Origin of the sequence: Dactylosporangium sp. NPDC051484 (assembly GCF_040689395.1) — a bacterium.
In the GTDB taxonomy this organism is placed as follows: Bacteria; Actinomycetota; Actinomycetes; order Mycobacteriales; family Micromonosporaceae; genus Dactylosporangium.
In genome coordinates this window covers 19,408-31,536 of sequence record NZ_JBFAZX010000017.1, presented here as the reverse complement: position 1 = coordinate 31,536, position 12,129 = coordinate 19,408, and the positions used below count along the sequence as shown (strand labels likewise).

Here is a 12,129-nt window from a genome sequence, read left to right as displayed (position 1 = left end):
GAAGTAGTGTTGATATGTGACCGCCGCACCGCTGGAGTCTGTGCCCTTCTCCGAACTGCTGCGTCAGCCGGCCGAGACGACCGATCGTCTGACCCGCGCCCGAGCGGTGCGGCTGCGGCGGCGCGACGCCCCGGACCTCGTGCTGATGTCGGCCGAACGCGCCGAGGCGGAGGGCGAGGTGATCGATGTGACGTCGCGGCTGCTTGCCGGGGTCGCGCGACGCGACCCCGCGCTTCTGCGCGACGTACTGCCGAACGCTGTGCCGTGGGTCCGTTTCCTGCCCGAGGCCGACATCGAAGCGATGGCGGCCGAACTCGTATCCACCACAGAGGCCGCCGCGGCCATCGGCAACACCGCAGCGGTGTCGCAGCTCCTCGTCGAGTGGCGGCACACCGCCGAGATCCACGCCGACCCCGAACTGCACCGGGCCCTGACCACCCAGCCGCTCAACGACTTCGGACCGGTGTCCAGGCCGACGGAGCAGGAGTGAGCGCCAAGCGCGGCGACCGAGCGGCACCGCCGCCACGCCCCAGTGGCTATGCCCTGCGCTTCGCTACGAACGACGCCGCCAAGGGCTGGGAGGAACTGTGCCGGCAGGCCGCTGCAAACACCCGTGCGGCGTTCGACGTGATCGAAGTCGATCCCTGCCCTGCCGTGCCCACCGGTCGGCAGCACCCACTCAAGGGAAGTCTGTCCACCGACATGTACGGCGGAAAATCCCTGCCCCAATGGCAGTACGAGGTGACGGCCGGCGGCCGGATCTGGTACCTCGTCGACCATGAGGCACGCACGTGTTGGATCAAGCATGCCAGCACCGGCCACCCCAAGGCGACCGACTGACGGCGAGGACCCGGCGGCCCGTCCGGCGAAGGCGCGCGAAAGTGCAGGTCAGTGCCGACGCGAAGCGAGGCATGGGGGTGCGGGGTGGGAACCCCCGCCGCGGCGGAGCCGCAGGAATACTGAGCCTGTGCAGAAGTGGGTGGCGTTTCGGCTGTCGCGGCAGGGGCGGGTTGTCGACCTGGTGCGGCGGGTGGCCGAGGCGCGCGATCCGGGGGAGCACGGCCACGGTGTCGAGGTAGTCGTCGAGGCGCCGCGCAAGAAGTGGTGGCAGGCGCTGTTCAACCGCGACGACACGCTCGCTCAGGCGCGCATCGTGGTGACCCGGGAGGGCGGCGAGGTGCGATACCCGTTCGACATCCAGCTCGTCACGGCATACGGCGCCAACGCCGCCCATCGGCTGGGGACCCGGCAGGGCTGGGCGGTGAGCAACTCGGCCGGGATGGCGTTCGTAATCCAGAAGGGCACGCACCGCACCGGCTTCGAGTTCGAGGAGCTCACCGCCGGCGCCGTGGCCGCGCTGGTCAAGCTGCGCCGCAAGCCCCAGGAGCGGGGCTGGCGGGCGCGGATCGACCGGTCGGTGAAGCGTTCCTGAGCGAAGGCGGCGACTACAGCGCGTCGATCGTCGCGATCTCCTCGGCGGTCAGCTCGAAGTCCAGGACGGCCAGGTTTTCGCGCAGGCGGGCCTCGCGGGTGGACTTCGGGATGATCACGATGTCGTGGTGCAGCTGCCAGCGCAGCACCACCTGCGGCACCGTCACGCCGTGTGCGGAGGCGATCGCGACCAGGCGCGGGTCGTCCAGCGGGGTGTTCTTGAGCGAGCTGTACCCCTCGACGACCACCCGGCGCTGGCGCATCTCGTCGAGGAACTTCGGCTCGTGCTGGGCCGGGCTCCAGGCGACCTGGTTGACGACCGGCGTCTCCCCCGTCTCCCGGATCAGCTCATCGACGAGGGCGGTGTCGTAGTTGCTGACGCCGGCCGCGCGGATGCGGCCCGCGTCGCGCTGCTCCAGCAACGAGATCCAGGTCGGCAGCGACTGGCTGTGCGACGGCGGCCAGTGGATGAGCCACAGGTCGACGTAGTCGACGCCGAGCGCGCTCAGGCTCGCCTCGATGGTCTGCCGTTCGCGGCCCGCGTGGGACGGCGGCAGCTTGGTGGTGATGAAGACCTCGGAGCGCTCCAGTCCGCTGTCGCGCAGCGCGCGGCCGATCTGCTCCTCGTTGCCGTACATGGTGGCCGTGTCGATGTGCCGGTAGCCGACGTCCAGCGCGGTGCGGGTCGATTCGTACGACGACTGGCCGGTGATCTGCCACGTGCCGAAGCCGATGGTCGGCAGGCTCACGCCCGGGGCCAGCTCGATGGCTGGGATCTGTTGTGCCATGCCCCCAATACTGCCCGACACCGCGGCGTTTAGCGGCCCTGCCGAACCCTGTCCAATGTGGATCTCGGCGCGCGTGGCGACCGTTCGGGGTGGGGCCGTGGCGAAGCCTGATGCCGTACCGCACGTTGCCCGAAGGGGGTAGCGTGCGCCTATGCCGGATCTCCCACAGTTCCCGCCGGGCTTCCGCTTCGGCGTGTCCACCGCTGCCTACCAGATCGAAGGCGCCGTCGCCGAGGACGGGCGCGGTGCGTCCATCTGGGACACGTTCGCCCACGCCCCGGGCCGGATCCGGGGCGGCGACACCGGCGACGTCGCGTGCGAGCACTACCACCGATGGGAGTCCGACCTCGATCTGATCGCCCGGCTCGGCGCTGGGGCGTATCGCTTCTCGGTGGCGTGGCCGCGGATCCAGCCGACCGGCAGCGGCCCGGTCAATGCCGCCGGCCTGGACTTCTACGACCGGCTCGTCGACGGCCTCGCCGCGCGCGGCATCGACCCGCTCGTCACGCTGTTCCACTGGGACCTGCCGCAGGCCCTACAGGACGAGGGCGGCTGGAACAACCGCGACACGGCGATGCGCTTCGCTGAGTACGCCGAGCTCGTCGGCGAGCGCCTGGGCGACCGGGTCAAGCTGTGGATCACGCTCAACGAGCCGTACATCCACTTCGCCCTCGGCCACGTCCAGGGCGTGCACGCACCCGGCCTGAACATGCTCACCGATCAGCTGCCGGTCGTGCACCACCTGCTGCTCGCCCACGGCCTGGCCGTCTCCGCGCTGCGGCGCACGTCGAGCGCGCCGGTCACGCTCGCGAACAACTACTCGCCGGTCTGGCCCGCGAGCGCCTCCGACGAGGACCAGATGGCCGCGGCCGTCTACGACATGGTGCAGAACCACCTGTTCACCGACCCGATCCTGTTTGGTGCGTATCCGCCCGGATACGAGTTCCTGACCACCGCCGACGTCGACTCGATCATCATGGAGGGCGACCTCGAGGTGATCTCGCAGCCGATCCAGGCCCTGGGCGTGAACTACTACAACCCGAGCCTCATCGCCGCCCCGCCACCCGGCGACCTGCTGCCGTTCGCCCGGCTGCCGATCGAGGGGTATCCGCAGACGGCCTTCGACTGGCCGGTCGTCCCCGACGGCCTCCGCCAGCTGCTCACCGGCCTCAAGGAGCGCTACGGCGACAAGCTCCCGCCGATCTGGATCACCGAGAGCGGCTGCTCCTGGCCGGACATCGACGACCAGTTCCGCATCGACTACATCGCCGGCGACCTGCGGGCGGTGCGCGACGCGATGGACGCCGGCGTGGAGGTACACGGCTACTGCACCTGGTCGCTGCTGGACAACTTCGAGTGGGCGGAGGGCTACCACCAGCGCTTCGGCCTGGTCCACGTCGACTTCGACACGCAGGAGCGCACCCCTCGGCGGTCCTTCGAGTGGTACGGCCAGGTTTGCGCCGCAGCCGCACCCAGCCCAGACGGGCATCCAGATCCGACCGGATGACGATCACGCGGACGGCGTGCCGGTGCCCTGGGCCTCAGGGAACCGGCACGCCGTATCGCCGCTGCGCCACCCCCCGTCGTTGTCGCGGCGCAGCAGGCGGGCGGAGGGCGGAACCGGTCAGCTGAACCTTGTGCCCTCGTCGCGGCGGTAGGCCCACGCGGCCAGTGCGGCCATGGCCACGGTCCAGACGGCCAGCGAGATCATCGACGTCGCCGACACGTGGAAGTCGCCCACGGCGGCCCAGACCAGCTCCACAGCGCCGCGGGTCGGAAGGTACGGGGCGATGGTCTCGACGAAGGACGGGGCCTGACTCGGGGCCGACAGGAGGCCACCGCCGAAGGCGAGCGGGAAGAAGACTATCTGCGCTACCGCCAGGGCGGCCTTCATCGGCAGGGCGTAGCCGATCGCGAGGCCCATGAAGGTGAACGGCAGGGCGCCAGCCACGACGGCGGCCACGGAGAGCAGCAGGCCGGCGGGGGTGGTCGTCGCGGCGGTGAAGAGCCAGCCGATGAGCACCACGGGGAGAAGGGACAGGGCCATGAAGGTCAGGCCCGACAGGATGCGGCCCGTGAAGGCCGCCGCCGGACCGGCCGGGAGGGTTCGGGTGTACGGGTCCCAGGGCTCGGCGCGGTCCCCGGAGACGCCGACGCCGTAGGTGAACAGGGAGCTCGTCATCACCGCGAACATGACCATCGACGCGGTGGCGTAGGTAGCGCCGGCCGGGTCGTCGCCGGCGAAGGGGACGACGAAGAAGAGCATCGACGCGGCCGGGAAGAACGCGCCACCGACCACGGCGATCGGGATGCGGGCGGTCTCCAGGATGCGGAAGCGGGCGTGGGTCAGGGCCAGGAGAGACATCTGCGCTACTTTCCGGTCAGGGTGAGGAACGCCTCTTCGAGGGTGGTCGGCTGGACCTGCAGGCCGCGGAACGGCACGCCGGCGTGCACCAGGTCGCGAACGAGCTGGTCGGCGTCGGGGGTGAGCAGGGACGTACGGCCGTCGGCATGCTCGACGCCGACGACTCCCGGCAGGCCGGACAGGTCGGTGGTTTCGGATCCGGTGATCAGGCTGACGCGGTGGATACCGACCATGCCGCGGATCGCCTCCACGGTGTCGTCGGCCAGGACTCGGCCGTGGCCGACGACGACGACCCGGTCGGCGAGGGCCTCGATCTCCTCCAGGTAGTGGCTGGTGAGCACGACCGTGCCGCCGTCGTCGGCGAAGGCGCGCACGGCATCCCACAGGGCGCGGCGAGCCTGCACGTCCAGGCCGGTGGTGGGCTCGTCCAGGAAGACCAGGCGCGGCCGGCCGACGAAGGCCAGGGCCACGGCGAGGCGGCGCCGCTGGCCGCCGGAGAGCGCGCCGGTCTGGCGGCGGGCCACGTCGTTCAGCCCGAAGCGGTCGAGGATCTCGCCGTGCGGTACCGGATCCGGGAAATGGCGTGCCACGAACTCCAGGCACTCGCGCACCCGCAGGGTGGACGGCAGGCCGGTCTCCTGCGGGGTGACGCCGATCCGGCGGCGGCTCGCCGGGTCGCGCGGGTCGCCGCCGAAGAGCTCGACGGTGCCGCTCGTGGGGCGGCGCAGACCGACGAGCAGGTTGATCAGCGTCGACTTGCCCGCGCCGTTGGGGCCGAGCAGGCCGACGACGCCGCCCTGCGGGATGTCCAGGGTCACGCGGTCGAGGGCCAGGGTGTCGCCGTAGCGGCGGCTGACCTCGACGGTGCGGGCGAGCATCATCACGGCTCCTTGGGTGGGTCGATGAGGGCGCGGAGGGTGCTGGTGTAGTCGTCGAAGGCGGCCCGGCCCCGGTTGGTGAGGCCGGCCGAGGTGGTCGGCGTGCGGCCGCGGAAGCTCTTGACGACCTCGACGTAGCCGGCCTGCTCGAGCTTCGTCAGGTGCACCGAGAGGTTGCCGGCGGTCATGTCGAGCAGCTGCTGCAGCCTCGGGAAGGTCATCCGGTCGCCGTCGCCGAGGCTCGACAGGGCCGCCATGATGCGCAACCGCGCCTGGGCGTGGATCACCGGGTCGAGGTCAGCCACGCCGGCCGGCCGAGCGAGCGCGCAGGTGCAGGAGGATGCCGAGCAGGCACAGGCCGCCGCCTCCGCCGAGTGAGATGAACAGCGAGTGCCAGCCGGGGCCCGCCATGACGCCGGCGATGTTGATGACCGTCAGCCACGCGCCGAGGACGAACATGTCCCGGGACGTCCAGATGGCGGCGCCGGCCATGTACAGGGCGCCGACCAGCCCGACCGACGTGCACGCCCACAGCAGGCCCTGCTCGGCCTCGGGCAGGAACTGGGCGAAGTGGTTCGTCGTGGTGCCCACGCCGGCGAAGGCGAAGAACCACGCGAAGCCGAACGCGGTGCCCTGCCAGGACGGGCGGCCCTCCAGGCCCCGCCCACGCACGGCCGACACCAGCACGGTGCTGGCCATCGCGAGCGCCATCAGGGCGAACAGGCTCGCCAGGGGCAGCCCGGCGGGCAGGTGGACGAAGACGCGCCCGTCCGGGCCGTATCGCAGGAAGAGCAGCCCGAAGCCGATGAGCCAGGCGCCGCCCCAGGGCATGTAGTACAGCAACGGGTTGAGCGCCATGGTGCGGGCCGCGGCGGCCCGCTCCCGGCGGATGAGCTCAAGCGACTCGGCGGCCGAGGCCGGCGGTGCGTCGTCATCGACGGGCGTCATAGAAACAGCTTTACGCGACAAACCTGTTTACGCAACCCTGAAAAGAAACGGCCGGCCACCCCTAGGGGTGGCCGGCCGCGTGCGCGAAAGCGGTTACCGGGAGGGTGCGGGCTCCAGCGGGTCGACGCGGTGCCGCCCGTCCGGCTCGCCGCCCTGCGGTTGCTGGGCCGTCAACGGCGAGGCGTGCCGGCCCTCGCGCTTCTGTCGGCGGCGCTCCTTCGTGGTCTCGACCATCGAGTAGAGGGTCGGGACCAGCACCAGGGTGAGCAGCGTCGAGCTGATCAGGCCGCCGATGACCACGATGGCCAGCGGCTGCGAGATGAACCCGCCCTCGCCGGTGAGGCCGATCGCCATCGGCAGCAGCGCGCAGATCGTCGCCACCGCAGTCATGAGGATCGGGCGCAGCCGGCGCCGGCCGCCCTCGATGACCGCCTCATGGACCGGCATGCCGGACTCGCGGTACTGGTTGATGAGGTCCATCAGCACGATCGCGTTGGTGACCACGATGCCGATGAGCATCAGCACGCCGATCATGGCGGGCAGGCCCAGCGGGGTGTTCGTGGCCAGCAGCAGGATGATCGCGCCGGTCGCCGCGAACGGGATCGAGACCAGCAGGATCAGCGGCTGGGCCACGCTGCGGAACGTCGCCACCATGATGATGAAGACGATCGCGATCGCGGCGAGCATCGCCAGGCCGAGCTGACCGAAGGTCTCCTGCTGCTGCTGGCTGACGCCGCCGAGGGAGACCGTCGCGCCGGCCGGCAGGTCGAGCCCGTCGAGCTTCTTCTGCAGGTCGGTCGAGACCTTGCCGAGGTTGTCGCCGGCCGCCCGGCCGGTGATCGAGGCGCTGCGGTGGCCGTCGATGCGCGTGATGGAGACCGGGCCGGCGCCCTGCGCGACGTCGGCGATCTGGTCGAGGCGCACGAACGGCGGGGTGCCCGGCACCGGGATCTGCAGCGCCTTGAGCTCATCCAGCGAGGCCGGCGCCGGGCCGGCGCGCAGGACGAGGTCGCGCTGCGAGCCGTCGACGGTGAGCTGGGTGAGGGTCTGGCCGCGGTACGCCGCGGAGACGATCCCGCCCACGGCCGCGTCCGACAGCCCGTACTTCGCCGCCACGTCCCGCCGGACGTGCACGTCGATGCGCGGGTTGCTGGCCGCGAGGTTGCTCTCCACGTCGGCGATGCCGGTGATGCCCTTCATCGCCTGCTCGACCTGGCCGGCGGCCTTCGTGAGGTCGCCCGAGTTGTTGGCCTTGACGATGACCTGGAGCTGGTCGCTGGAGCCGCCGCCACCGCCGCCCGCGGTGATCTTCACCTTGCCCAGGCCCGCGCCGGCCGCCGCGACCTGGGTGCGCAGCTCGTCGATCACCTTGTCGACCTTGGCGTCGTCCTTGGCGGTCACCGAGAAGTTGGCCGTGTTGACCGACTGGGCGCCGGCGAAGCCGAAGCCGGCGGAGGCGCCGATGGTGGCCTGGTAGGCCTCGATGTCGCCGCGCGCCGCGAGCATGTCCTCGATCTTCTTGGCCGCGGCGTCGGTGGTGGCGAGGCTGGATCCGACCGGCAGCTCCTGCGAGATGGAGAACTGCGTCTGGCCGGACTGGTCGATGAAGTTGGTCTTCAGCAGGCCTGCCAGGCCCAGCGTGACGATGAACACCACGAGGCTGACCCCGATGGTGATCCAGCGGGTGCCGCGGCTCTTGGTCACCCAGCTGACGATCGGCACGTAGGTGCGCTGCAGCGGGTTGCGGCGCTCCTTCTCCAGCGCGCGGGCCTCGATCGCCTCGCGCTCCTCGGCGCCGAGCGCCTTCGGCTGGCGCAGGAACCAGTACGCCATGACCGGCACGATGGTCAGCGAGACGAACAGCGAGGCGAGCAGCGCCACCGCGATGGTGATCGCGAACGGCCGGAACAGCTCGCCGGCCAGGCCGCCGACGAGGCCGATCGGCAGGAACACGGCGACGGTGGTGAGCGTGGAGGCGACGACCGCCCCGGTCACCTCGCGCACGCCGGTGAGGATGGCGTCGACCTTGGCCTCGCCATACTCCAGGTGCCGTTTGATGTTCTCGAGCACCACGATCGAGTCGTCCACGACCCGGCCGACGGCGATGGTGAGGGCGCCCAGGGTGAGCAGGTTGAGCGAGTAGTCGCCGATCCACAGGCCGATCAGCGCCACGACCACCGACAGCGGGATCGACACGGCGGTGACCAGCGTCGAGCGGATCGACACCAGGAACACCAGGATCACGATGACGGCGAAGAGCAGCCCCAGGCCGCCCTCCGTGGACAGGCCCTTGATGGACTTCTCCACGAACGGCGCCTGGTCGAAGATCGCGGTGATCTTCGTGTCGCCGCCGAGCTGCTTCTCGAGGGCGGCGAGCTTGTCCCGGACCGCGTGGCTGATCTTCACGGCGTTGCCGTCGGGCGACGCGGTGACCGAGATGCCGAGGCTGGCCTTGCCGTCGGTGCGCGTGATCGAGGTGGCATCGGTCGGCTTGAGCTCGACCGTGGCCACGTCACCGAGCTTGGTGGTGGGCGTGACGTTGAGGTTCTTGAGTTCGTCGATCGTGGCCAGGGTGCCGCCGACCTGCACCGCGAGGGACTTGTCGCCCTCGGTCAGGGTGCCGGCGGGGAAGGACACGCCGTTGGACTTGAGCGCGGCGGTCAGAGACTGCCCGTTGACCCCGGCCGGGATCGCCTTCTGCGGGTTCAGCGTGATGAGCACGTGCTGCTTCGCGGCGCCGGTGACCTCGACCTGCCGCACCCCCTCGATCCCCTGCAGCTCGGGCACGACGACCTGGTTGAGCTGCTGCGCGAAGGCGATCTGGTCGCCCGAGCGGGACGCGGCGAGCACCACGGCCGGCAGGTCGTCGGTGGAGCCGGCGATGACCTGCGGCTCGACGCTCGACGGCAGCTGCGAGCGGATGCGTGTGATGGCCGTGTTCATCTTGTTGGTGATGTCGTCGATCGAGGAGCCGAACTCGAAGGACACCTGGACCGTCGCGACGCCCTCGCGGCTGGTCGAGGTGATGTCGGTCAGGCCGGGCACGCCCTGCAGCGCGCCCTCGATCGGCTTGGCCACCTGCTCCTCGACGATGTCCGGCGATACGCCCGGGTAGGGGGCGACCACGAACGCGGCCGGGAAGTCGATCGACGGGATGAGCTGTTGTTTCAGGGAAGGGATGGCTATGGCGCCGAAGCCCAGGACGACGATCGCGATGATCGCGACCAGCCCCCTGTTCGCCAAACTGAGCCGGGCGAGGAACGACATGTCTGGAGTCTTCTTCCGGTCGGCTACGACAGACGTTAGTTCGTGTGATGCTAACCGTTCGTCTCGCGCAAAGTTTATCCAGGGGGTAAAACATTGCTGTGAATACCCACAGGGAAGCGCTGCTGCACCGCATCACCACGGCGGAGGAGCGGATGCGCGCCCTGCTCGCCTACGACCGCAGCAACCCGCTGTTCTCAGTAAACCTCACGATGCAGCAGCTCAAGGTGCTGTTACTACTCTCCAGGCATGACGGGATGTCCTCGCAGGCGCTGACCCGTCACCTCGGTGTGACCCTAGCCACTCTGTCGGGCATCATCGACCGGATGGTCGCGCAGGGTTACGTGACGCGCACCGAAGACCCGCACGACCGGCGCATCCGCCGCATCCACCTCTCCCCCACGGGCCGGCAGACCCTCGCCCAGATCAGCGACGGCGGCGTGCGGGCGCAGCGCCGGCTGCTCGACCGCCTCGACGACGAGACCCTCGACCGGCTGGCGGACGTGCTCGAGCGCATCGCCGAGGCCGCCGCCGAAGACGCGATCGAGCAGGGCATCCACCTGCCGCCCGAGGAGTCGCACTGCCGCGAGGAGCTCAGCGCTCGTCGTCCCACGCCATTGCCGTGATCAGCCAGCCGCTCTGGGTGCGGGCGAACTGGGTGGAGACCCAGCCCCGCGCCGCGAAGGTGTTGCCGTCGAGGACGCCGCGCTTGTCGTAGTGGCTCCAACGCTGGGCCACGTTGCCGAAGACCCGCGTCTCGCCCGAGATCTCCGACTCGGCGAACTCGCTCAGCTTCCCCGAGCGCACCTGCTCCAGCCGCGGCCCGATGTACCCGTCGACGTCCCTGATCTCCGGCGGGGTCTCCAGCGCCCGGATCAGCAGGCCCTGCCGCACGAACAGGCCGCGGATCGCCTCGTAGTCGGGGCACCCGCCCGCCTCGAACGACACCGCCCGGAAGAACGCCGCCACGGACGCCTCGAAGTCGCGCACCACGGCTCCTTCCCAGGGATCGGTCGGGCCGGCCCCGCTCCGGCGGCCGGTCAGCCCCGGCGTTCCCGACCGTACAACCGGATCCGGCCCGGCCGTTGGGGACGCGGCCCGCGGCGCCCGGTGGTTCACCCCGGGCCGCCCGGTACACCCGCCCGGCCCCGGGTAGCCGCCGCTGCCATGAGGAGCGTGCTGGCCCTTGCCCTGCTCGCCGCGGCCGCGATCCTGCTGCCCGAGCCCGCCCCCGCCGGCGCGGCCGAGCCCTCGGACGGCCTCCGCGTCCGCGACGGCCGGCTCGTCGAGGCCAACGGCAGCGACCTGGTGCTGCACGGGGTCAACCACGACTTCATCTGGTACCCCGACAAGAACGCCTCGTTCGCCGCGATCAAGGCGGCGGGCGCCAACTCGGTGCGGGTACCGCTGGGCATGGGCCACCAGTTCCGGCGGACCAAGCCGGAGGAGATCCGCACGATCGTCACGCTGTGCCGCCGGCAGCGGCTGGTCTGCATCCTCGACGCGCACGACACCACCGGCTGGGGCCAGGACAAGAAGGCGACCACCATCGCCGAGGCGGTGCGGTTCTGGAAGTCGGTGCGCCCCGAGCTGGCCGGGCAGGAGGACCACATCATCATCAACATCGCCAACGAACCGTTCGGCGTGGGCGGGGACTGGCCGTGGGTAGCGCAGACCAGCGACGCCATCCGGGCGCTGCGCGCGGCCGGCTTCCGGCACACGCTCATGGTCGACGGGCCCGGGTGGGGCCAGGACGAGGCGTTCGTGATGCGCGACAACGCCGAGAGGGTCCGCGCCGCCGACCCGACCGGCAACACGGTGTTCGACATCCACATGTACGGCGAGTTCGACAACGCCGCGAAGGTCAACTCGTATCTGACCTCGTTCACCCGGCGCAAGCTGCCGCTCATCATCGGCGAGTTCTCCGGCGAGCACGAGTGGGGCGACCCCGACGAGGACGCCATCATGGCCTACGCGGAGGGGCACGACCTGGGCTACCTCGGCTGGTCGTGGAGCGGCAACGAGAAGGCGTACAGCTATCTCGACCTGGTCCAGGACTTCGACCCGGCCAGCCGTACGGCCTGGGGCAAGCGGTTCCTGACCGGCCCCAACGGCATCGCGACGGGCACCCGGGAGGCGACGCTCTTCCGCAACGGCACGGCGGAGGCCCCCACCGCACCGCGGGGCACCCCGGTGCGGCTGAGGGTCGCCGACGTGACCTCGAACAGCGTGCGGCTGACGTGGAAGCGCGGCTCCAGCGGTACGACATATTCGGTCGTGGCGCTCAGCGGCGCGTCGGAGTCCCCCATGCTGACGACCTCCCACGCCGACGTGACGCTGCGCGGGCTGACGGGCTCGACGGAGTACACGTTCGCGGTCTACGCCCGCGGCCTGCTGGGCACCCGCTCACCACGCTCGGCGCCGGTCTACGCGGTCACCCCGCCGGCCTGACCCG

Annotated in this window: 13 protein-coding genes; 6 read left to right on the top strand and 7 right to left on the bottom strand. The window is 70.7% G+C overall.

Annotation, left to right across the window (positions count from 1 at the left end):
- Positions 1-16 precede the first annotated feature (16 nt).
- The 3 genes from AB0367_RS24865 to AB0367_RS24855 all read left to right on the top strand — a co-directional run bounded on the left by AB0367_RS24865 (position 17) and on the right by AB0367_RS24855 (position 1,432).
- Entirely contained in the window at positions 17-490 is a 474-nt protein-coding gene (locus AB0367_RS24865) for a hypothetical protein (protein ID WP_366228807.1), read from the top strand.
- Positions 487-840 carry a hypothetical protein gene (locus AB0367_RS24860; protein WP_366228806.1) on the top strand — a complete coding sequence of 118 codons (354 nt, stop codon included), beginning with the start codon at positions 487-489 and terminating at the stop codon, positions 838-840. The genes AB0367_RS24865 and AB0367_RS24860 overlap by 4 nt, the downstream gene beginning before the upstream one ends.
- A gap of 127 nt (positions 841-967) precedes the next feature.
- A complete protein-coding gene (locus tag AB0367_RS24855; RefSeq protein ID WP_366228805.1) occupies positions 968-1,432 on the top strand; it encodes a hypothetical protein in 465 nt (154 codons plus the stop codon).
- 13 nt (positions 1,433-1,445) lie between these two features.
- Here the strand turns inward: AB0367_RS24855 and AB0367_RS24850 are convergent, their stop codons facing one another.
- Positions 1,446-2,219 (bottom strand): aldo/keto reductase, encoded by a 774-nt coding sequence (locus tag AB0367_RS24850; RefSeq protein WP_366228804.1) that lies wholly within the window; start codon positions 2,217-2,219, stop codon positions 1,446-1,448.
- A 151-nt stretch (positions 2,220-2,370) separates the two neighbouring features.
- Here AB0367_RS24850 and AB0367_RS24845 point away from each other — a divergent pair, with 151 nt between their 5' ends.
- On the top strand, positions 2,371-3,726 hold the full coding sequence (locus AB0367_RS24845; protein ID WP_366228803.1) for a GH1 family beta-glucosidase: 1,356 nt from the start codon (positions 2,371-2,373) through the stop codon (positions 3,724-3,726).
- A 117-nt stretch (positions 3,727-3,843) separates the two neighbouring features.
- Here AB0367_RS24845 and AB0367_RS24840 read toward each other — a convergent pair whose 3' ends face one another.
- The 5 genes from AB0367_RS24840 to AB0367_RS24820 all read right to left on the bottom strand — a co-directional run bounded on the left by AB0367_RS24840 (position 3,844) and on the right by AB0367_RS24820 (position 9,677).
- Positions 3,844-4,584 carry an ABC transporter permease gene (locus AB0367_RS24840; RefSeq protein WP_366228802.1) on the bottom strand — a complete coding sequence of 247 codons (741 nt, stop codon included), beginning with the start codon at positions 4,582-4,584 and terminating at the stop codon, positions 3,844-3,846.
- A gap of 5 nt (positions 4,585-4,589) precedes the next feature.
- Positions 4,590-5,465: an ABC transporter ATP-binding protein gene (locus tag AB0367_RS24835; protein ID WP_366228801.1), complete on the bottom strand. Its 876-nt coding sequence runs from the start codon at positions 5,463-5,465 to the stop codon at positions 4,590-4,592.
- Positions 5,465-5,767, bottom strand: coding sequence for a transcriptional regulator (locus AB0367_RS24830; RefSeq protein WP_366228800.1), 303 nt, complete (start codon positions 5,765-5,767; stop codon positions 5,465-5,467). Before AB0367_RS24830 ends, AB0367_RS24835 begins: the two co-directional genes overlap by 1 nt.
- Entirely contained in the window at positions 5,760-6,410 is a 651-nt protein-coding gene (locus tag AB0367_RS24825; RefSeq protein WP_366228799.1) for a transporter, read from the bottom strand. Before AB0367_RS24825 ends, AB0367_RS24830 begins: the two co-directional genes overlap by 8 nt.
- Before the next feature lie 93 nt (positions 6,411-6,503).
- Positions 6,504-9,677 carry an efflux RND transporter permease subunit gene (locus tag AB0367_RS24820; RefSeq protein ID WP_366228798.1) on the bottom strand — a complete coding sequence of 1,058 codons (3,174 nt, stop codon included), beginning with the start codon at positions 9,675-9,677 and terminating at the stop codon, positions 6,504-6,506.
- Between the two features lie 98 nt (positions 9,678-9,775).
- Between AB0367_RS24820 and AB0367_RS24815 the strand changes: the two genes are divergently transcribed.
- The gene (locus AB0367_RS24815) at positions 9,776-10,300 is read left to right on the top strand and encodes a MarR family transcriptional regulator (protein ID WP_366228797.1); all 525 of its coding nucleotides are present in this window, start codon (positions 9,776-9,778) and stop codon (positions 10,298-10,300) included.
- Here the strand turns inward: AB0367_RS24815 and AB0367_RS24810 are convergent.
- Complete coding sequence (locus AB0367_RS24810) at positions 10,269-10,664, bottom strand: hypothetical protein (RefSeq protein WP_366228796.1); 396 nt, start codon at positions 10,662-10,664, stop codon at positions 10,269-10,271. The two genes, AB0367_RS24815 and AB0367_RS24810, sit on opposite strands and share 32 nt — an antisense overlap.
- 186 nt (positions 10,665-10,850) lie before the next feature.
- Between AB0367_RS24810 and AB0367_RS24805 the strand changes: the two genes are divergently transcribed.
- Positions 10,851-12,125, top strand: a complete 1,275-nt coding sequence (locus AB0367_RS24805; RefSeq protein ID WP_366228795.1) for a cellulase family glycosylhydrolase — start codon at positions 10,851-10,853, stop codon at positions 12,123-12,125.
- The last annotated feature ends 4 nt before the right edge of the window (positions 12,126-12,129 follow it).

What these genes read in the sequence shown, in the direction of transcription:
- AB0367_RS24835 (WP_366228801.1), bottom strand. Translation starts at nt 5,465, where the DNA reads ATGATGCTCGCCCGCACCGTCGAGGTCAGCCGCCGCTACGGCGACACC.
- AB0367_RS24820 (WP_366228798.1), bottom strand. Translation starts at nt 9,677, where the DNA reads ATGTCGTTCCTCGCCCGGCTCAGTTTGGCGAACAGGGGGCTGGTCGCG.
- AB0367_RS24845 (WP_366228803.1), top strand. Translation starts at nt 2,371, where the DNA reads ATGCCGGATCTCCCACAGTTCCCGCCGGGCTTCCGCTTCGGCGTGTCC.
- AB0367_RS24850 (WP_366228804.1), bottom strand. Translation starts at nt 2,219, where the DNA reads ATGGCACAACAGATCCCAGCCATCGAGCTGGCCCCGGGCGTGAGCCTG.
- AB0367_RS24840 (WP_366228802.1), bottom strand. Translation starts at nt 4,584, where the DNA reads ATGTCTCTCCTGGCCCTGACCCACGCCCGCTTCCGCATCCTGGAGACC.
- AB0367_RS24825 (WP_366228799.1), bottom strand. Translation starts at nt 6,410, where the DNA reads ATGACGCCCGTCGATGACGACGCACCGCCGGCCTCGGCCGCCGAGTCG.